General features: G+C 62.9%; 16 protein-coding genes. 6 read left to right on the plus strand and 10 right to left on the minus strand.

Features of this window, described 5'->3' with window-relative positions:
* Positions 1-58: 58 nt before the first annotated feature.
* Positions 59-562: a peroxiredoxin gene (locus tag AB3147_RS21990; RefSeq protein WP_056326595.1), complete on the minus strand. Its 504-nt coding sequence runs from the start codon at positions 560-562 to the stop codon at positions 59-61.
* 247 nt (positions 563-809) lie between these two features.
* Here AB3147_RS21990 and AB3147_RS21995 point away from each other — a divergent pair, with 247 nt between their 5' ends.
* A complete protein-coding gene (locus AB3147_RS21995; RefSeq protein ID WP_175138166.1) occupies positions 810-1,232 on the plus strand; it encodes a hypothetical protein in 423 nt (140 codons plus the stop codon).
* A gap of 98 nt (positions 1,233-1,330) precedes the next feature.
* On the opposite strand, the gene AB3147_RS22000 is transcribed toward AB3147_RS21995, so the two are convergent.
* The 7 genes from AB3147_RS22000 to AB3147_RS22030 all read right to left on the minus strand — a co-directional run bounded on the left by AB3147_RS22000 (position 1,331) and on the right by AB3147_RS22030 (position 14,360).
* Positions 1,331-2,311: a hypothetical protein gene (locus tag AB3147_RS22000; protein WP_367352955.1), complete on the minus strand. Its 981-nt coding sequence runs from the start codon at positions 2,309-2,311 to the stop codon at positions 1,331-1,333.
* 56 nt (positions 2,312-2,367) lie between these two features.
* Positions 2,368-3,348 (minus strand): DUF6708 domain-containing protein, encoded by a 981-nt coding sequence (locus AB3147_RS22005; RefSeq protein ID WP_175137758.1) that lies wholly within the window; start codon positions 3,346-3,348, stop codon positions 2,368-2,370.
* A 97-nt stretch (positions 3,349-3,445) separates the two neighbouring features.
* Positions 3,446-6,397, minus strand: a complete 2,952-nt coding sequence (locus AB3147_RS22010; protein WP_367352956.1) for a toxin VasX — start codon at positions 6,395-6,397, stop codon at positions 3,446-3,448.
* Between the two features lie 2 nt (positions 6,398-6,399).
* Positions 6,400-7,287, minus strand: coding sequence for a DUF4123 domain-containing protein (locus AB3147_RS22015; RefSeq protein WP_367352957.1), 888 nt, complete (start codon positions 7,285-7,287; stop codon positions 6,400-6,402).
* A 1-nt stretch (position 7,288) separates the two neighbouring features.
* Positions 7,289-9,415: a type VI secretion system Vgr family protein gene (locus AB3147_RS22020; protein ID WP_367352958.1), complete on the minus strand. Its 2,127-nt coding sequence runs from the start codon at positions 9,413-9,415 to the stop codon at positions 7,289-7,291.
* 283 nt (positions 9,416-9,698) lie between these two features.
* A complete protein-coding gene (locus tag AB3147_RS22025; protein WP_367352959.1) occupies positions 9,699-10,580 on the minus strand; it encodes a dienelactone hydrolase family protein in 882 nt (293 codons plus the stop codon).
* 69 nt (positions 10,581-10,649) lie between these two features.
* Entirely contained in the window at positions 10,650-14,360 is a 3,711-nt protein-coding gene (locus AB3147_RS22030; RefSeq protein ID WP_367352960.1) for a DUF748 domain-containing protein, read from the minus strand.
* Between the two features lie 166 nt (positions 14,361-14,526).
* Between AB3147_RS22030 and moaC the strand changes: the two genes are divergently transcribed.
* Genes moaC through AB3147_RS22055 form a run of 5 tightly spaced genes read left to right on the plus strand, consistent with a single transcriptional unit; the run spans position 14,527 to position 17,463 of the window.
* Positions 14,527-15,015: a cyclic pyranopterin monophosphate synthase MoaC gene (gene moaC, locus AB3147_RS22035; protein WP_367352961.1), complete on the plus strand. Its 489-nt coding sequence runs from the start codon at positions 14,527-14,529 to the stop codon at positions 15,013-15,015.
* Positions 14,996-15,247 carry a MoaD/ThiS family protein gene (locus AB3147_RS22040; protein ID WP_279970931.1) on the plus strand — a complete coding sequence of 84 codons (252 nt, stop codon included), beginning with the start codon at positions 14,996-14,998 and terminating at the stop codon, positions 15,245-15,247. Before moaC ends, AB3147_RS22040 begins: the two co-directional genes overlap by 20 nt.
* A 4-nt stretch (positions 15,248-15,251) precedes the next feature.
* Positions 15,252-15,734 (plus strand): molybdenum cofactor biosynthesis protein MoaE, encoded by a 483-nt coding sequence (locus AB3147_RS22045; protein WP_367352962.1) that lies wholly within the window; start codon positions 15,252-15,254, stop codon positions 15,732-15,734.
* Positions 15,731-16,252 carry a molybdenum cofactor biosynthesis protein B gene (gene moaB / locus AB3147_RS22050; RefSeq protein ID WP_175137751.1) on the plus strand — a complete coding sequence of 174 codons (522 nt, stop codon included), beginning with the start codon at positions 15,731-15,733 and terminating at the stop codon, positions 16,250-16,252. The genes AB3147_RS22045 and moaB overlap by 4 nt, the downstream gene beginning before the upstream one ends.
* Before the next feature lie 5 nt (positions 16,253-16,257).
* A complete protein-coding gene (locus AB3147_RS22055; protein ID WP_175124511.1) occupies positions 16,258-17,463 on the plus strand; it encodes a molybdopterin molybdotransferase MoeA in 1,206 nt (401 codons plus the stop codon).
* On the opposite strand, the gene mobA is transcribed toward AB3147_RS22055, so the two are convergent.
* Complete coding sequence (gene mobA, locus AB3147_RS22060) at positions 17,448-18,068, minus strand: molybdenum cofactor guanylyltransferase MobA (RefSeq protein ID WP_367353570.1); 621 nt, start codon at positions 18,066-18,068, stop codon at positions 17,448-17,450. The genes AB3147_RS22055 and mobA overlap by 16 nt on opposite strands.
* 7 nt (positions 18,069-18,075) lie before the next feature.
* On the minus strand, positions 18,076-19,176 hold the full coding sequence (gene moaA / locus AB3147_RS22065; protein ID WP_367352963.1) for a GTP 3',8-cyclase MoaA: 1,101 nt from the start codon (positions 19,174-19,176) through the stop codon (positions 18,076-18,078).
* Position 19,177 lies beyond the last annotated feature (1 nt).

Raw genomic sequence — 19,177 nt, forward strand, 5'->3', positions numbered from 1 at the left:
CGCCGCGGGCCGCCGGGGCGGCCCGCAACACTGGCGGTAAAACAGGAACCTGCGGAGATCAGGCTTGCGAGAGCATGGTGGCCGCGTCGCTGACTTCAAACTTGCCAGGCGCTTCCACGTTCAGTTGCTTCACAACGCCGTCGACGATCAGGGCGGAGTAGCGCTGCGAGCGCACGCCCATGCCGCGCTGGACGAGGTCCAGTTCCAGGCCGAGTTCCTTGGTCCACAGCGCGGAGCCGTCGGCCAGCATGCGGACTTTGCCGTCGGTCTTCTGTTCGCGTCCCCAGGCGCCCATGACGAAGGCGTCGTTGACGGACACGCACCAGATTTCGTCGATGCCCTTGGCCTTGAGGGCAGCGGCCTGTTCGACGTAGCCGGGCAGATGCTTGGCCGAGCAGGTGGGCGTGAAGGCGCCCGGCACGGCAAACAGCGCAATGGTCTTGCCGCGAGTCAGGTCGGCGACCTGGAACGCGTTGGGACCGAGCGAGCAGCCGGCGGTTTCGGTTTCGATGAATTCGGTCAACGTGCCATCGGGCACGCGGTCGCCGACTTTGATCGTCATGTAGATCTCCAGAATGAAAGGGGGCAATGCATTGAGGCAGGACTGCCTCACAGCCCCCATCATAGTTCGAGCGCGCCCGGCTTGCTGCCTTTGGCGGAAGGCGAAAAGAAGATGAACAGTTCGAAACGACTCCACACGGCGAGTACACGGCGAGGAAACGCGCGATTGCCATAATGCCGTGGTAGACAACGCCCGCCGCAGCCGCGAGAGGCTGACCGCTGCGGAGGGCTTCACCGGGAGACTTTCGATGCGCAAATTCCTTACCGGGCTGGCATTGACGCTAGCCGCTGCTGCCCCGGCGTGGGCGGCTCCCGATGCGGCTGAGCAGGCCCAATACGACTCTTTCGTTATCGCCGCTGGCGCGTCCAATGGCGCGGCGCGTGCTTGCGGGGCTTCAGAGCCTGACCTGGCGCAGCATCAGGAGACGGCTCGGAAGAATCTCACACGCTATGCCGAGGAATATGGATTCCCGACGGGCGGCTTCGATGCTGCGTTTGCAAAGGGGCAGGCCGATGGGACGACGATGATGGAGGAGATGAAGCGGTCTGGGGTGGATGGGTGCCGGGGGGTGCTGGGCGGGTTTCAGAGCGAGCGGGTGATGAAGTATGAGGACATGAAACGGGCGCTGGCTGAGGTTAGTGATGGGCTGCCGGGGGAGAAGGCTCGGTAGGCAGCGGAGACGGTGTCCAGAACGAGACTGGGCAAGCCTTAGTCTCCCCGTCCGTCCCAAACGTTATCGCATGCCTCGATCAGCCCCTGCGGCCACTCTTATTCCCGTCCATCCCATTCGCCATCGCAGGCGTCGATGAGTTTTTGCGGCCACTGCCGGCGTGGCAACATGCGGTCGAGCCACATGTATGAAATGTCACCCAACATAAGCATCGGCGCCACCGGCAACGCGATGAAGATGAAGAACGGAACTGCGAACAGCAACCAAGCCGCATGCTTGACCTTTAGCACCTTCAACGGACTGAAATGACGCACTGCCTCACTGGAGTGGGAAATGGAATACGGGGTTCGCGCGCTGCTTAAAGGCAATGCGGAAGGCCCCTCCCGCATGAAAAGGCGGATGAACTCCCAAATCTGCGCCGCCCCATAGATGCCGCGGTTGATGATTGCTTGAGCGTCGTCCTGTGTGCCGGTTATGCCGACGCGGAGTTTTTGATTGATACGCTGGCTATGTTGTATCGAATAAGGCAAGGCTAGCGTCAACACCCCTTCGTTGATTGGAGCCCCTCCCGCCGCAAAGGTAGTCACGTCCTTGATGTAAGCCTCCAGCCCCTCCCAATGCTGACTGACCCACGTCCCCTGAACGAAGCAACTGACCTTGCGGGTTCGGCGATTGAAGATGATTGGAAGCTGCGTCCGCCAAGGTATGTACAACCAGATGCACGCAAATGCGAATGCGACAGGCGCTCCAATAAACACATCCCAGTTTTCCATAAAGAAGGCCGACACGCCGCCGCCATACCCCTCGTACTGGCGCTGGTGAACATAGGCGACATAAGTTCCGACTGAAAACAGAACAAATAAAAAAAGAACCGCCACCGTCGCCCACCAACTGATTCCGTACCGCCCTCCGAACATGCTGCCAAACGCTGTACGCATGAACAGGCAGTTCTCGGAGATCCTCATCACGTTGTTGTCTGCCGCAGCGGAAACCGCCAACGGCGGATCAGATGGACGCAAGGCGTCAACACGCGTGAAGAAAACGCTGCGCTCTTCTTTTGGAACTGTATGCCGATTCATACTTAGGCGGCCATAAAGGAGGCTGCATTATTTTCTCGAGACGGCTGCATTTTTCATCAGTCTCCCCGCCCGTCCCAAACGTTATCGCATGCCTCGATTAACCCCTGCGGCCACTTACGGCGTGGTAGAACGCGGTCGAGTGCGTAGTAGAGCAAGTCTCCGATGATCGCAACGGGCGCCAGCGGCAATGCGACGAAGAGAAAAAAGGGAACGGCAATCGGATACCACCAGATCTTCACGCGCAGCATCTTCAGTGGATTGAAATGCCGGAAGGCGTCAAGTGGGCGCTCGAGGCGATACGCCATAGATGGAGCCGCAGCTGGAACGGCAGCCGCGCCTTCCCGCATGAACAATCGAATGTACTCCCAGACCATTGCCGCGCCGTAAATACCCCGCTTCGCCATCGCTGCCGGCGCGTCCTGGGTGCCCATGACGACGGCGCGCAATTGCTTTCCGTTGGGCCCCCAACGAGGAAGAACCAAACAGAGAATTCCCTCATTGATGGGAACTCCGCCGGCTGTGGCGGTGGTGACGTCTTTAATGTAGACCTGGATCTTGCTCCAATCCTCGGAAACGACATTTTTCTCATGAACAAAACTGATAGTTTTTGTTTTTCGGTTAAATACGATGGGTAGCTGGCGGCGCCACGGGACAAAAATCCATGAGGATCCGATGAGCATGAACAGACTCATGCCGAACGACACATACCAATTTTGCAAATAAAACTCCAAAAAATCGCCGTGAAACGTGCCTTTCGAAACTGATTTTGTGTAATTCACAAACTCAAACAGGGAAAATAGCGCCCAAACAAAAACCGACGTGATGACCGCCCACCAACTCATACTTCCCCGGCCGCCATAGAGGGAACCAGAAGCGGTCCGAATGAATAGACAGTCTTCCGTCATCTTCATGGAATTCTTATCCGCGGCAGGGGCGATGCCCAGAGGCGGGTCATCAATTCGCAGTGCGTCTACGCGGCTGTATACCCAGCTCTTTTCCGTGTTCGGCACCGTGCGCTGCTTGCGTCCAATTGTCATTCATGTGCTCCGTCGCAATCACTCAGCCTTGGGATAGACACTCGCAAACAGGCAACTTCATCTTTTGCATGCTCACTGCTCCAACATCTCTCTACTCTCACTCCGATCGGTAATACCAGGGGACGTCCTCATTGGCAAAGGAATACGTGGAGGACAACGGCTCGCCTAATAGTTTCGGTACGTATTCGGCGATCAATGCCAAATCAAAATCGACGTCGCTTCGCAAGCCGGAAATAGCGTAGGTGAGCAGCGTCCCGCCGGAGGCCAGTGGCTTCCGGCGATCCTGCCTGATCTTCAAATTCATTTCGGAGCCGCCCGAGACCCTGGGAGACATTGCGCCCCTGGCCGAGACTGGATGCAGGGGCAGAATTTCTCCCTCTAGCGGGTATGCAATTTCAACAACTAGCCGGGGCGAGTAAGTTGTCGTTACCCCCACCGTGCCAACTGGGCTCACCAAAGTATCAAGTGCGAAAATTTTCCATTCGCTGTCGGACTTTTTGGGCGCGTAATGTATTTCGACATAGGCCTTGTTTTCTGCGTCAAGCGAGGGGTACACGACGCCAGATTCGCGTCCCAACAATGAGCGCCTGCCGAATGTGCCATCGTTCAGCCAAAACTCCAGATCGGAATACCGGGCGTCCTCCCCTTTGAACAGCCACCAAAGGCCCAATCCAAGAAGAATGACTCCCGCCACAATCCAGCCCCAAACTGGAATACCCAGGAAAGAGCCGGCCAGTCCGATGCCCGTAGTCATTGCTCCGGCACCAGCATTTGTCAATGCAATTCCGCCGGAAAGCATTCCAGCGCCCGCCATTGCGTAGTACGTACCGGCGCTAGTATTTCCGATCTGATATTGTTTGTACGCCTTAAGCCAATTGGTGGCTGCATCAGCTAGAGCACCTCCATAACCGAAGTAGCGCAACGCGCCAGTACTCGCCATCGCGCGAAGTGCGCCACCCAAAACTGAGGCATTCTCAAACATGACCGGTGCCAGCGCGCGCGTTGATATCAACGCACCGTTCAATGCACTCGCCGTACCCAGTACGGCCGCAACCAAATTCGACTGTGTTGCTACGTCGAGGATATCCGAGCCGTCTCGAAAATCCTCAATAGCTTTCATGAGATTCCAAATGCTGAGCACCGCAACGCCGCTTGCCGCCCCCCCTTCAAACACCTGCAAAAAGGGATTCGCATATCGCGTAAGCGGCGTCAAACGCTCCCATTCCAAAAGGACAATTTCATTTCCGGCATGTTGGGCAATTGATCCTTCAGCAGTGAGCCCTCGAACACCCGGAACTTGTCCTAGCCGGGCGTAGCCCTCCGCGAGCGTCAGTCGGCGCCCGACGATGCGATCCCCGTAGCGTTCTTCGAGCAGGCCACGCAAATGCGCGGCGTCAGCCTCACTGCCTGTGCCTGCCAACCGATGAATAAGGGCATCCACACTATTTCGGACCGCGCCGCGCCAATTCGGGGCACGGGTCAAGGTAAAGACCCCGACCTGCTCCATAAGGTATTGAACAGCCACGAATCTCACGAGGCCTGCAAACACCTTGCCGGCCGCCGTATCCACGAGCACGTCAGCCTTGTTTTCCACAAGCGTGTCCCCGAAACCTTTGTCATGCCCCAAGTTCTCCAGGATCGGGTTTTGCTTCCATGGCAACGCCCACCATTCTCCGAACAGCGCTCTTTCGTGGTCCTTCTTGCCGGCGGGCGTCGTTGCTGTGCCCCAGATCATGCCTTCGATGCAATGGCTGAAGGCCGTGGCATGGCTGGTTGAAGCCACTGGGTCGGTAAGGTCGTAGCGCAGAAAAGTTGCGCCAAAGTCCGCAGGTTTCGCACTCTGCCGGTAGCTTTTCAACCAGGCGCAGCGGTCATTCTTGTGGTCCAGCACGGCAATGTGCCGCTGTTCCAGCTCGCGCTCGAAATTCTTCAAGTAGGCGACCCGCTCGTCTTCCTTCACATGCCTGGAATAGCGCTCGGCATTGAGCGCTAGAACTGCCGCCCGTTGGCCTACTGGGTCTTTGGGCATGGCATCCAGCTGGGCCTTGGCGCTGGGATACGAAGACGGCCGATACCTCGCCGGTTCGCGCTCCTGAACTGCAAGGTTGTCTTCAAACCATTTGCGCTTGTACTCGTACTCGTAGACATCGCGCTTCAGTGCCTTGTCGAGCTTCTCCTGACCCGCCTCATCCTGCAGATTTATTCCCTTGCTGTTTGCATAGGCTGCCTCGTAGATCCGCCCAATCAACCGCGCGATGATCGTCTTGCGATAGCGCTGGATATCGTCGCCCTTGCTTGCAGCATCAGGTGCCGAGTTGTAAGCCTCCATCTCCGAGCGAGATACATGGAACATGCCGCGCAGATCCTGCACCAGCGCAATGTTGTCGTGCATGACGACCGCGATCTGCTTGGTGGGCGCTACCGCTTTCATGCCCGGCACCAATGATTGAGCGGAAGGTGTCGAATGTCTGATGCGCGAGGGCGAGAAGCTGAGGTCAGTGCCCTTGAACTCTTCCACCAGTTCACCCAGTCGACCTGCTGCAAAGGTGTTTCTGGCGGGCGCGCTGTCCGCCCAAGCCTTCATGTCAATGGTCGTTGCCAGCTTTGCCCGGATGCCGTCCTGGTTCGATTCGATTTCGCGGATTTTTCGTTCGGTCAGGAGCGTGTCCGTCAATAGAATGTGGACTACCGAACGCTCATTCGCCCAGATGTGGGACAGGGAGCGTCCCGGTTTATAGCCCCCGAGCGCCGCTTCCAGTGAGCGATACCTGGACAGAAGCTCGACGAATTGACCGTTCTCTTCGTTGACCCGCCACACGAACACCGTACCCTCGGTTTCGTCGAACAGATAGACGAATCCCGCGCCCACGCAACGCAATCCATACTGCGCGTGGTCTAGCTTCTGAAAGCCAGTCTCCAGCGACGGCGCGTCATAGGCATAGTCGGCGCCACCCTTGGGCCGTGGATGTGCGGAATAGCGCAACGGAAACAAGGGGATTCGGACCTTGCAGCTTTCGTTGGTGCTGCAGTAGCCAGTGCTTGCTGCCATGATCAGTGTCCTTCGGTCATCAGGAGATTCATTGCCCGGGCGGCGCGGGCGCCCGGTGTCAACGCCGTGTCCTGCAACAGCGCAACCACCGTCGCCGCGCACCGTCGGTAAGCAGGATGACGGAAGGCGTCCAAGGCGGCGTCCAGATGGGAGAGTTCTTTGAAACCCCAGCTTCTGAGGTGATCCATCCACACACCGGTTTGCTGGCGCGGGTCGTCGCGAAAACTGTGGGGCGCTTGCCGGGTGATCGCGATGTGCCTGCGAAGGTGCTGGTCAGTCAGCCCCGCATCGATGGCGGTCATTTCTGAGTGATTGAATTGGAAGCCGCCTTGTACCGGGCACGGGCCATCTGGTTGGCGATAGCACCACCACTGATGTTCCGGCCCGAGGTTCTCCCGCCAGATCAGCTCTTGAATTGGTCCCAGCAGCGCCGCGGCTCTGTATGGCTCAAGCGCTCGCAACACGCTCGCGAGCGCGGTTGCCTCCTGAAGCCGGAAATGCGCTTTGTTGCCATTGGGCATCAGCACGAACAGGACCGATCGCAATTGGGCCGCTACCTCGTCAATCGAACGGGACGAGGCCAGGAATACCGCTCCACCCGTGGAAGCCCAGGCGTCTACGAAGCGCTCCGATAGACGAGAATCCGGTTGGTATTTCACCAAGAGCGGCCCGTTCGAGTGGTGGCTGTCGTACTCGGTGTCGCTCCAGACCCAACGCAGGGAAGTGGCATAGTCGACTTTGCGTACGAAGTCACCAATGGTGGAGCGCTCCGGCGAGTCCGGTTGGCGCACCAGCCACTCGTCAAGGATTTCCGTTTCGAGCAGCAGAAAGGTGAACAGCGAAGGCGGATGCAGTTCGGCTTGCGTCACCTGGTCCAGGGCCATCAACATGTCAACTTCCCTGGAAGTTGCCGCACGGGCAGTCCAACCGCGGGCAGCTTCCATCGCTGCGCTTCATACACAGCACATCGAAAGGCAGGCCCGGCGCGGGAACGCCCACCGGAGCCGGAATCGGACTCGCGCCGCCGCTCTGTTGGCGCATCGGCCCCTTCATCTGAATCTTGATTCCATCGAGCGTGATGCCCGAACCGTCGATGCGGATGGTTCCTCCCGGCCCCCCGAGGGAGAGGCTCTCCCCTGCCACGACCTCATAGACCTTGGTGCGATGACGAATCGCCTGACCGGCCTGCAACTCGGCGTGACCCTCAACAGTCTGTTCCTGGTGCCCGCCGATACTCGTCCAATGACTTGCCGTGGTCTTGTCCCGGCGGTTATTGCCGACCTCTTCTGTGCGGTCTTTGGCGGTGGAAACGGTGTGATTGCGCCCCACCGTCAGGAAGTCATCCCGTCCGATGTCATGCCGCCGGTCCTGGCCGATGTTCACCTGTTCGTCATTGCCCACGGTCTCCTTGCGGTCGTGGCCGATGGTGATGGTTTCGTCGTGCTCCACCTGCTCGCTGCGGTCGTGGCCGACGAAGGTGGTTTCGTCGTGATTGACGTGGATGTTCTGATCCTTCTGCGCGTGGACGTAGATTTCCTCCTGGTCCTTCTCGTCCTCGAAGCGCAGTTCGTTGAAGCCTTCGCCCTTGTGGGTCTTGCTCTTGATCGTCATCCGCGTCTTGTGGCGCGGCAGTTCGTAGGGCGGCAATTGCAGGCGGTTGTAGGCCCGGCCGGTGATGACAGGCTGGTCCGGATCCCCACCGAAGTAAGAGACGATGACCTCCTGGCCGATGCGCGGGATGGCCATGTGGCCCCACGTCGCGCCGGCGATGTTCTGCGAGACGCGGATCCAGCAGGAGCTGTGTTCGTCCTCCTTGCCGAGACGGTCCCAGGGGAACTGGACCTTCACCCTTCCATACGCATCGGTGTAGATCTCTTCATTGGGCGGGCCGACCACCATGGCGTTCTGCGGGCCGTCGATGCATGGTCTGGGCAGCGGTTCCGCGCGCCACTCGACGTCATCCGGGACCAGCTCGGCCTCGTAGCTATAGTGCGTTCCCAACTGGGCCTGTGCACTTTCCTCGGCCTGGCTCGTGTGTTGGATGCCGCGGTGGACGATGCGCACGGGGCGCCAGCCGCGGTTCATGTCTTCGCGCGGGTGGCCGGCCAGCGTGAAGGAGATGCCCGGCTGCAGGCGCGGGTCATCGCCTTCCACCAGAGCAATGCGCGCATCGCGCCGATGCCCGCGCAGGCGATTTTCGACGAAGGACTTGCCGGCCTCGTCGAACTTCGCGCGGGCGGGATAGTCGTAGCGCTCGTAGCGGCGGCCCTGATGATCCAGGTCCTGCCCATCACGGCTGTGCTGGTGCTTATATTGCGGACTGTGGAACGTGTAGTCGCGTTGCGTCTGGCGGGCGGTGCGTACGCTTTCGGTGTAAGTGAAACGACGCAACGCAGGTTGCGGCTGGTCGCCGCCCGGGACGGGGTTGTACTGCACCGGCTCATCGCCCACGCGGCCATGAATGAACAGGCGATCGCTGTGGACCAGCTGATGGCCCTCCGCGCTATGACGGAAGGAATAGAAGAAGCCTTCCTCGCGCATGATGCGCTCGATGAAGTGATAGTGCGTGTCGCCGGCTTGCACGCAGTATTCACGGGCCTGATGCTCGGTGGTGCTGCGCTGCTCGTAGTCTTGAGTCAGCCCATGCGCCTTGAGCACCGCCTCAGCGATCTGCGGGACGGTTTGGGACTGAAAGATGCGCCAATCGGAACTGAGTGAGAGGCGCGCCAGACGCGGCTCGACGATGGCGGAGTAGCGTGACCTGCGAAAGCCCGTGTCGCCTTGGACGAACGACGAGACCGCGCCGTGCACGTAGCGCACCGCCGTGTCGCCGTGCCAGATCGTGAGCAACGCGGCGCGGTCCAGCACCTCACCGAAGTCGATGGCGGGATTTGAGCTGGCCAGTTCCACTTCCAGCAGGAAGGTCTCGGACAGGCCTTCTTGTAGCGTGAATTCGACGACCTCAAATGACTTGTCGCCAATGGTGAAAGTGAAGCGCAGATCGGATTGAATGGGCATGGCTGATTCCGGCGATGACCATGTCCCCAACGCAAAGTCTGTGCCAACTTGGTCGTGTCGATCGCGTTGTTCTTTCTTATCAACCGCTTAGCCAAACCTTTCCGCAAAGCCCTCTAATTTTGAATTGCCCGAATGCCTAAAAGTGTTCTTTCCACTGGCTTTTCGGGCCAATAATGGCCCGACATTTCTCAAGCACTTGAAAACAAACAAAGAAAATCGGGCCAACCTTGACCCGAGCAGGTCAAAGTTGGCCCGATCGCTGAGCCTTCGGGAAAGTTGTCCCTTACAACCCGTTCTGCTTGAACCAATCCAGCATCCGCGTCCACGCCTGTTCCGCTTCTGCCTTGCGGTACGACGGCCGGTAATCCGCGTGGAACGCATGACCGGCCTCGGGGTAGATATCGATGCGCGACGCCTTGGCGGCGGCGGAGCCCTTCGCTAGCTCGACGCGCATGCGGTCGACGTCTGCCTGGGAGATGCCGGCGTCCTTGCCGCCGTAGGCGCCAAGCACCGGGGCCTTCAGGTCGTTGACGATGGCCAGGGCCGACTTGGGTTTGAGTTCCGTGGGGTCACCCGCCAACTGGCCGTACCAGGCGGCGCCGGCCTTCAGTTTGGCGTTGTGGGCGGCGTAGAGCCAGACCTGGCGGCCGCCCCAGCAGAAGCCCAGGATGCCCAGACGGTCGGGGTTGCCGCCGTTGGCGGCGGCCCAGGCGGCGGTGGCGTCCAGGTCGGCGATGACCTGTTTGTCGGGGACCTTGCTGACGATTTCGGCCTGCAGTTTGGGGATTTCGGTGTACTTGGACGGGTCGCCCTGGCGCGCATAGAGTTCCGGCGCGATGGCGAGGTAGCCCTGGTGGGCGAGGCGCCGGCAGACGTCCTGGATGTATTCGTGCACGCCGAAGATTTCCTGGACGACGATGATCGTGGGCAGGTTCTTCTTGCCATCCGGCGCGGCGCGGAACGCGGGGATCTTGCCGTCGGAGGTCGGGATTTCGATCCTGCCGGCCACGAGGCCCTTGGCGTCCGTGGTGATGGCGGTTTGCGCCACCACGGGGCCTGCCGCCAGCGAGAAACCTGCCGCCGCGGTGGTGGCAAGGAAGCCTCGCCGGTCCAGCCGCAAGGGCGGGAGCAGGCTGTCGAAATGCGCGTCGTCCTGGTCTTTCATCGAAAAATCTCCTGGTAAAAGACGGGCACGGAGGGACGCGCCTCGCGTCCCTGCCCGGGCCTGCCGAGTTCACTTCAGGGAGAAGTCCACGCGTGAGGGTTGTCCCTCGTCCTTGATGCCATCGGCGTCCAGCTGCGGCGCAACGATGAACACGCGATCCGCGAGTCCTTCCTGGGCTTGCAACTTCTCATATACCGCCTGCGCCCGGGCATCGGCCAGTTGGCGCAGTTGATCCTCGCCGACCGGGGCCGCCGCGCGGAGCATTGCTTCCATCTGTGCGGCCGGCACCGACTTGGCCATGCCGATGAAATTGCGCGGTTTGTCCTTGAGGTCTGCGTCATCGTAGACGTCTTCGAGGTACTTGGCACGTTCGGCGGCGGAGACCGTGACACCCTTGGGGTCGGGCTTCTTGCCGCGCGGCGCGACGTCGGCGGCCTTGGCGGCGCGGATCTGGGCGTCGACCCAGGCCTGGCGCAGGCCTTCCGAGTCGGTCTTGGGGTCGGCGCGGCCGCTGATGTCCAGCTTGAGGGCCGGGCGGTCGGTGAGCGCCTTGGTAAGGGTATCGATGCGCTGGATCGTGTCTTCGGTGAGAACGGCGCTGCCGGGCGCGAATTCGACGTAGGACAATTCTTCGCCCCCGCCGAACGCGGACGCGAGCAGGCTGAAGGGCGAGGTCACGGCTTTGACGACAAGGTTCATCAGCACGCGCACGACGATGCCGCCGACCGAGAACTCGGGGTCGTCGAGCGAGCCGGAGATGGGCAGGTTGATGTCGATGTTGCCGCGCGAGTCCTTGAGCAGCGCGACGGCCAGCAGCACGGGTAGCTTGGTGGCGTCAGGGCTGTTGGTCTTGTCGCCGAAGGTGAGCTGGTTGAGCACGACGTGGTTGGTGGCCTGCAAGGCGCGGTTCTTGATCTTGTATTCCAGGTCTACCGAGAGCTTGCCGCGCTTGATGGGGTAGCCGACGTACTTGGCCGAATAGGTGTTGAAGCGTGGCAGGTCGACGCCCTTGGCGGACGCCTTGAGGTCCAGGGTCAGGTATTGGGCGAAGGGCTGCACGACGCCGCTGATGGAGAGCGGCGCGGTGGTGTAGACCCGCCCCGTGACCTTGACCTTGGCGGGCTGCGGGTTGGTGGAAGAGACGGCGGTGATGCCGCCTTCGATGCTGGACAGCTCGGCGACGTAGTTGGGTTTGACGAAGCGGTCGGTGAAGGTCATGCGTCCGCGAGTCAGCGTGACGCTGTTGACCGAGATGTCCGGCATGGCGCTTGCCCGGCTGCCCTTGGCGGACGGCGCAGGCGCCGCGGGTGCAGGCGGCGCGGCGGGTGTATCGGCGCTGCGGCCTGGCGTCTGCGTGTCCTGCGTGATGGAGCCGCCGGCCTGTCCAGGCGCGGCCACAAGGTCCATGACGTTGAGCCGGCCTTGCGCATTGAGCAGGATGCGGCCGTAGAAGTCTTCGAGCGCGATGTCGCCCAGTTTGGCGCCGATCTTGTCGCCCGCCACGGAGATGTCCATGCCGGTGAAGCCCAGGCGCTTCCAGTTCAGGAAGTCGTCCTTGTTGACGCGGTCTTGCAGATCCAGGTCGGTGACGTCGACGGCGCCCTTCCAGGCGGCCTTCATCGGGGCGTTGCCGGCGGCGGCAATGAATTCGGCGTTGCCCTTGGCGCCCAGCGTGACGGCGCGGACGGTGGCGTTCAGGCTGGAGGCGAAGTACGGCGCGAAGCTGGCGACATTCAGGCCGGAGAGGTCGACGGCGGTCTTGAGGGTAAGCGGCTGCGGGGTGAAGACGCCTTTGAGGTCCAGCTTGCCGTCGCCCTGGACGCCGGCAGCGGCCAGGGTGAAGTTGCTTTGGCCGGGGCCCATGGCGAGGCGGTCGGCGGTGATGCGCAAGGACTGCATTGCGATGTCGAGCGCGGGCTTGAGCGATTCGTCACGGGCCTTGAACTGTGTCAGGTCGGCTTGCACGGCCGTGGCGGATGCGTCGATCGCGCCGCCTTTTTCGCGCACGTGGACCTGCGCGGTGGCGCCCAGTCGGCCGTCAAGCAGGCTGATCGGCGCAGCGCTACGCACGGCGGGCGCCAACGGCGCGAGCGCCACATTGCCCAGGCGCACGTTCATGTCGAGCGACAGCGGTTTGATGACGAGCGGCCCTTTGGCGCGCAGCCAGCCGCCATCGGTGCTGTTGTCCATGGTCAGCCACAGGTTGATGGGCCGGTCCGGCTGCTGCGGCAGTTCGACGCCTTCAACAGTGGCGGCCAAGCCGGTCATCACGTAGTCGAGCTTGCTGACCGCGTCGGTGACGTAGACCTCGCCTTCGTGGAGGTTGAAGGCGTCGAGGGTGACTTGCCATTCGGCGGGTGCGGGGGTGGGCGCGCTAGCGGCGGCAGTGTCGGCGGCCGGGGCAGCGCCAGCCGTCGGGGCAGTGCCTGCCGCCGTCGGAGTAGCGCCAGCCGTCGGGGCAGTGCCGGCCGGGTCAGCGGGGCGCGGCGCGCCTGACGCTGGTCCGGTGGGCGCTTGCGCCGTTGACCCCGTGCCCGCGTCTGCCTTGGCGACGGGGGCCGAGGTCGAAGACGATTGCGTACCCGGCGCCTGCGCACCTGCCGCGGCAGGTGTCCCCGCCGATGCGGGCGCCCCGCCCGCAGCCAGCGGCTTCAGCCCGCTGGCCTTGCGCATTTCATCGCGGACAGGCGTGGCGGTCGGCTCCACCCCGCCCAGCGCCTTCAGTCCGGCGACAACATCCTGCCAGTTCAAGTGCTCATTCGCATGACGCCGCACATGGATCTGCGGCGCCCACAGCCCGACCTCGCCGATATACACCTGCCGCGCGATCGGCTCCAGTTCCAGCCGGCTGACGGTCAACGCACTCCACGCGGCCAGACTGCCGCCGGACGGATCCCGCACGTCCAGACGGCGCAAGCCCAGATCGCCGACGACGCGGATCTTGGGCGGCGCGTCCTTGGGTTGTTCGAAAACGACCTGCAGGTTCGAATCCAGCAGCGCGCTCTCGACCTTGAACGGCAGCGGCATGGGCCAGACGTCCGCCCACTTTTCCAGTTGCAGGCCGTCAAAGGCCACGCGCAAGGTGGATGAAGGCACCACGTCGAACGGACGCGCCACGCCGGTCAGGTCGAACGGACTGCCATTGATGCGCAGGTGCAGGCGCGGCTGCACGTCGATGTCGGTGGCATAGCCGAAGGTCGAGATGAACGGGATGCCGATGGCGAACTCGTCGACAACCTGCTTGCGGCCGGTGACCTTGTCGTCCAGCGTGATCGTGCCGTTCTCGATCACCATGTTGTTCAGCGAAAAACGCGGCAGGCCTTCGTCCGGCTTGGGCGGCTCGTCAGGCTTGGCGGCGGCCAATTCGGCGACGCGTTGTTCTATGTCAGAGAAATTGAAGCGATGGACATCTTCGCGCACGAGGGCGATGGTAGGCTGCCGCAGCGTCAGACGATCGACCACCGGTGCAAACCAGAACAGCGATGTCCACGATGCGCTGGCATCCAGTTCGGCCAAGGTCAGCAACGGCGTCTGCGCGCCGGGCTGCGCCACGGCCAGGTCTTGCGCGCGGACGGTCAGCGTGAAGGGATTGAAGGTGATCTTGCCGACGGAAACGTCGCGGCCGATCATCTTCGAGACATCGTCAGTCAGGACGCCGTGCAGCACCTTTGGCACTTGCCAGGCCGCAACGCCAAACAGAATCAGCACGAACGCCACAATACCCAGGAGAATCTTGCCGGCGCGTCGGGTGAACCGTAGCTTGGGCATCCGCACGGGCATTGAAAGTCTCCTGATACATATTGAAGGCGATCCAACCTTCCACTGACTGCAGGCGCGATTATCGCGCCCCCTTTACTGCTCGTCTATCATAGGCGGAACAGCGGACCCGGCCGGCTTGCCCGGCCCCGCTCTTTTCATTCATTAACAATTCTTGATCCCGATTTCCATGTCCGAGACCACCCCCACTTTGAGTCACCTGGACGAAGCCGGCCAGGTCCGCATGGTCGACGTCATCGCCAAGACGGACACCGAGCGCGTGGCGGTCGCCGCCGCCAGCATCCGCATGAACGCCGTGGCCTATGGCCTGCTGACCCAGCCGGGCCAAGGCAAGGGAGAGGTCCTGAACACGGCGCGCGTGGCCGCCATCCTGGCCGCCAAACGCTGCGACGACATGATCCCTCTGTGCCACAGCCTGCCGCTGTCGTTCGTCGGCGTGGAATTCGCCCTGAACGACGCCGAGCATCGCATCGACATCCTGTCCACCTGCCGCACCAGCTACAAGACGGGCGTCGAGATGGAGGCCATGATGGCGTGCAGCGTGGCCGCGCTGACCATCTACGACATGTGCAAGGCGGCCGACAAAGGCATAGTGATCGAACAAGTTCGCCTTAAGTACAAGGCGGGAGGTAAAAGCGGTGAATGGCGCAACGATTAATCTGCTGTACTTCGCGCGCGTGGCCGAACTGGTCGGCAAGCGCACTGAAATCTGGCCCGTGCAGGGCGAATCCACCGGCGCGCAATTGCTGGCCGAGCTGGGCGAACGCTATCCCCAGCTGGAACCGGCCACGCGCCTGAAGCTGGCCATCAACCAGACGCACGCCAAGCCCACCGCCGCTATCCGCGCCGGCGACGAAGTCGCGGTGTTTGAACCGGTCACCGGAGGCTGACGCCATGATCCGCGTCCAGGAAGCCGACTTTGACAGCGCGGCGCTCACTGCCGCGCTGCGGGAATCAGCCGGCCCCGGCGTGGGCGGCATCGTCACATTCGTGGGCTACGTGCGCGACTATGCGCCGGACACGCCCACCGACACGCTGTTTCTTGAACACTATCCGGGCATGTGCGAGCGCGAGCTCGAAGACATTGCCGACACCGCCCGCGCGCGCTGGAATCTGGCCGGCACGGTCATCGTCCACCGCGTCGGCGCGCTGCACCGCAACGCGCAGATCGTGTACGTGGCGGCGGCCAGCGCCCATCGCGGCGACGCCTTCCGCGGTTGCGAATACATCATCGACGCGCTCAAGACGCGCGCGCCCTTCTGGAAGCGCGAAACCCTGGCGGGCGGCGACAGCTTCTGGGTGGAACAGCGCCAATCCGACCAGGACCGCACGGACGCCTGGGACGAAGACACTGCCGACAAAAAGGAGAATCCATGAGCGAAGCCATCCCGGTCCCGTTGGGCTGCGGCGTACTGACGATCAGCGACACCCGCAGCGCGGGCGATGACACGTCCGGCAACCTGCTGGCGAACAGCCTGGCGCAGGCCGGTCATCAGTGCGTGCGGCGCGACATCGTGCGCGACGACATCTACCAGATCCGCCGCGTCATCAGCGACTGGATCGCCGACCCGGAAGTGCAGGTCATTCTGACCACCGGCGGCACGGGCTTCTCGCATCGCGATCACACGCCGCAGGCCATCCTGCCGCTGCTGGACCGCGAGATTCCGGGTTTCGGCGAACTCTTCCGCCAGATCTCCTACACCGAGATCGGCAGCTCCACGATCCAGTCGCGCGCGTTCGCGGGGTCGGCCAACCAGACGCTGATCTTCTGCCTGCCCGGCTCGAACAACGCCTGCGAGACCGCCTGGACAAAGATCCTTCGCGAGCAGCTCGACAGTGGCCACCGCCCCTGCAATTTCGCCTCGCAATTCAAGAATCACGAAGAAGAAGCCTGACACCCATGCTGGATTTCGATCAAGCTCAGACCCTGCTGGCCAACGCCGCCGCCCCCCTCCAACGCACCGAGCACGTCGACCTGGCGAATGCCAGCGGCCGGGTGCTCGCCACCCATCTTGACGCCACGGTGGACATTCCGCCGGCCGACAACAGCGCCATGGACGGCTACGCGCTGCGCCTGGCCGACTGGAGTCCGGAAGCGCGACTGCCGATCCAGCAGCGCTGCTACGCCGGCGACGTGCCCGAGCCGCTCAAGCCCGGCCAAGCCATTCGCCTGTTCACCGGCAGCGTGATTCCCGCGGGCGCCGATGTGGTCGTCATGCAGGAAGACACGACCGAAGCCGACAACCATGTGCAGATTTCGCGCGAGCCGCGCCCGGGCCAGCACATCCGCCGCCGCGGCGAGGACACGATGGCAGGCGCCGCACTGCTGCCGGCAGGTACGCTGCTGCAGGCCGCGCACGTTGCACTGCTGGCCTCGCAAGGCATGGCCACCGTGCCCGTTTACGGTCAGCTTCGCGTCGGCATCCTGACCACTGGCGACGAACTCGTCCTGCCGGGCCAGCCGCGCGCCACGGAACAGATCTACAACTCCAACGGCCCCATGCTGGCGGCGATGGTGCGCGGCATGAGCGCCCTGCCCGTCCACGTGCTGCATGCGCGCGATACCGAGGCCGACCTGCTGGCCGCCTTCAAGACGCTGCTGGCCGATTGCGATCTGGTGCTGAGCGTGGGCGGCGTGTCGGTCGGCGAGCGCGATCTGGTCAAGCCGGCGCTGGCCGCGCTGGGCGGCGAGCTGTCGCTGTGGAAGGTGCGCATGAAGCCCGGCAAGCCGGTGGCGCTGGCGCAGATCGACGGCAAGCCCGTGGTCAGCCTGCCGGGCAATCCGGTGTCGGCCTATGCCGTCTTTGCCACGCTGGTGACGCCGCTGATGCGCCGCATGCAGGGCCGCGAAGAAATCTTCCCGCCGGTCAGCCAACTGCCGCTGCGCACCGCGCAGCCGCGCCAGGATGGCCGCGAGGAATTCCTGCGCGTGCAGTGCCGCGTGGCGGACGAAGGCGGCAGCGAACTCGTGCCTTACGGCCATCAGGGGTCGGGCGTGATCAGCTCATTGCCGTGGTCCACCGGCTTGGCGCGCCTGCCGGCGGATGTGCTGGTGCAGGACAGGGATACGGTCTCGTACTACGACCTGCGTCACTGGCTGGCGTAGCGTTCCGCCAGCGCCAGATCTTCTGGCGTGTTGACGTTCATGAAGGCATGCGGCGGCGCGTCGTCGAAATTCGCTTCAACCGCGCCCGCCCTCGCCTGCCACAGCCCGACCTTGCGGTCGCCGCCGCGCAGGTAGGTCAGCAATTCAGGTAGCAGCGCCGTGCGCAGCGCCATGCAGGCGGAATGCCGCTGGCCGTGGGCGACGGCATAGGCCATTGACGCATCTGCGGCGAGTGCCGCGCCGATCAGGCGCCCTGCCAGATCGGCTGGCACGAAAGGGGTGTCGCACGGAGATACGACCAGCCACTGCGGTGCGGCCGTATCTTGCACGGAAACCGCCGACAGCGCCGCCGCAATTCCCATCAACGGCCCTTGCCAGTCGCCCAGTTCAGGCTCATCGTCCGCGACCACCTCGCCATATTGCGCATACACCGCGGCATGCCGGTTCGCGCTGATGATCAAGCGTCCGACCTGCGGCGCCAGACAACGCGCCACGTGCGCCACCATCGGTTCGCCGCGCAAGACGACCAGTCCCTTGTCCTGCCCGTTCATGCGGGAGCCCTGGCCGCCGGCCAGGATCAATCCAGCCACGTCGTCACGCGCCATTGACGATTCAGCCACCGATGTAGCTCATCTCGATCTTGCGCGACGGGTCAGCCATGTTCTGGCCGCGCAGTTCGGAATAGTTGTCGCCGCGCGCGGACCAGATGCCCGCCAGGATGCGCGCCATTTCCTCGTCCGTCGCGCCGTCGCGCAACGGGGCGCGCAGGTCGTGGCCTTCGTGGGCGAAGAGGCACATGTAGAGCTTGCCTTCAGGCGACAGGCGGGCCCGCGTACAGCCGCCGCAGAAGGCGTGCGTGACGCTGGAAATGACGCCGATCTCGCCGCCGCCGTCCGCATAGCGCCAGCGTTCGGCCACGCGGCCCATCTCGACCGATTCCAGGGGTTCCAGCGGGTACACGGCGCCGATGCGTTCCAGCACTTCGCGCGATGGCACCACTTCGGCCAGGTTCCAGCCGTTGCTGTTGCCCACGTCCATGTATTCGATGAAGCGCAGGATGTGGCCGCTGTGGCGGAAGCGCTCGGCCATCGGCAGGATCTGCCCGTCGTTCAGCCCCTTGCGCACCACCATGTTGACCTTGACGGGCGCCAAGCCCGCCTCTGCCGCGGCATCGATACCGCGCAGCACGTCGTCCGGCGTGAAGCCGCTGTCGCTCATGCCCTGAAACATGGCCGCATCCAGCGCATCCAGGCTGACCGTCACGCGGGTGAGCCCGGCGCTTTTCAGCGCGGCGGCCTTGCGCGCGAGAACGCTGCCGTTGGTGGTGAGCGTCAGGTCCAGCGGCCGGCCCTGCGGCGTGCGCAGGTCGGCCAGCATGCCGACCAGGTTTTCGATGTGCTTGCGCAGCAGCGGCTCACCGCCGGTCAGGCGGATTTTTTCGACGCCCAACTGCGTGAAGATGCCGGCCAGCCGGCTGATTTCCTCGAAGGACAGCAGCGCCGAATGCGGCATGAAGCTGTAGCTGCTGTCGAAGACCTCGCGCGGCATGCAGTAGGTGCAGCGGAAGTTGCAGCGGTCGGTGACGGAAATGCGCAGGTCGCGCAGCGGACGCGCGCGCTGGTCCAACGCGGGCTGTCCGGGCGGCGGCAGTTCCCCGGGCGGCACGGAAAGCGGCGCGCCGCGGTGATCGGCAAGGAAAATCACTTTGCTCATT

The sequence above is a fragment of the Achromobacter animicus genome, from assembly GCF_040775605.1.
Classification (GTDB): domain Bacteria; phylum Pseudomonadota; class Gammaproteobacteria; order Burkholderiales; family Burkholderiaceae_B; genus Achromobacter; species Achromobacter animicus.

Bases quoted from the DNA above. Each gene is read 5' to 3' on its own strand.
- AB3147_RS22020 (WP_367352958.1), bottom strand. From the start codon at position 9,415: ATGCCCATTCAATCCGATCTGCGCTTCACTTTCACCATTGGCGACAAG.
- AB3147_RS21995 (WP_175138166.1), top strand. From the start codon at position 810: ATGCGCAAATTCCTTACCGGGCTGGCATTGACGCTAGCCGCTGCTGCC.
- AB3147_RS22025 (WP_367352959.1), bottom strand. From the start codon at position 10,580: ATGAAAGACCAGGACGACGCGCATTTCGACAGCCTGCTCCCGCCCTTG.
- AB3147_RS22000 (WP_367352955.1), bottom strand. From the start codon at position 2,311: ATGAATCGGCATACAGTTCCAAAAGAAGAGCGCAGCGTTTTCTTCACG.
- AB3147_RS22045 (WP_367352962.1), top strand. From the start codon at position 15,252: ATGATCCGCGTCCAGGAAGCCGACTTTGACAGCGCGGCGCTCACTGCC.
- AB3147_RS22015 (WP_367352957.1), bottom strand. From the start codon at position 7,287: ATGTTGATGGCCCTGGACCAGGTGACGCAAGCCGAACTGCATCCGCCT.
- moaC (WP_367352961.1), top strand. From the start codon at position 14,527: ATGTCCGAGACCACCCCCACTTTGAGTCACCTGGACGAAGCCGGCCAG.
- AB3147_RS22030 (WP_367352960.1), bottom strand. From the start codon at position 14,360: ATGCCCGTGCGGATGCCCAAGCTACGGTTCACCCGACGCGCCGGCAAG.
- AB3147_RS21990 (WP_056326595.1), bottom strand. From the start codon at position 562: ATGACGATCAAAGTCGGCGACCGCGTGCCCGATGGCACGTTGACCGAA.
- AB3147_RS22005 (WP_175137758.1), bottom strand. From the start codon at position 3,348: ATGACAATTGGACGCAAGCAGCGCACGGTGCCGAACACGGAAAAGAGC.
- AB3147_RS22010 (WP_367352956.1), bottom strand. From the start codon at position 6,397: ATGGCAGCAAGCACTGGCTACTGCAGCACCAACGAAAGCTGCAAGGTC.
- moaB (WP_175137751.1), top strand. From the start codon at position 15,731: ATGAGCGAAGCCATCCCGGTCCCGTTGGGCTGCGGCGTACTGACGATC.
- moaA (WP_367352963.1), bottom strand. From the start codon at position 19,176: ATGAGCAAAGTGATTTTCCTTGCCGATCACCGCGGCGCGCCGCTTTCC.
- mobA (WP_367353570.1), bottom strand. From the start codon at position 18,068: ATGGCGCGTGACGACGTGGCTGGATTGATCCTGGCCGGCGGCCAGGGC.
- AB3147_RS22055 (WP_175124511.1), top strand. From the start codon at position 16,258: ATGCTGGATTTCGATCAAGCTCAGACCCTGCTGGCCAACGCCGCCGCC.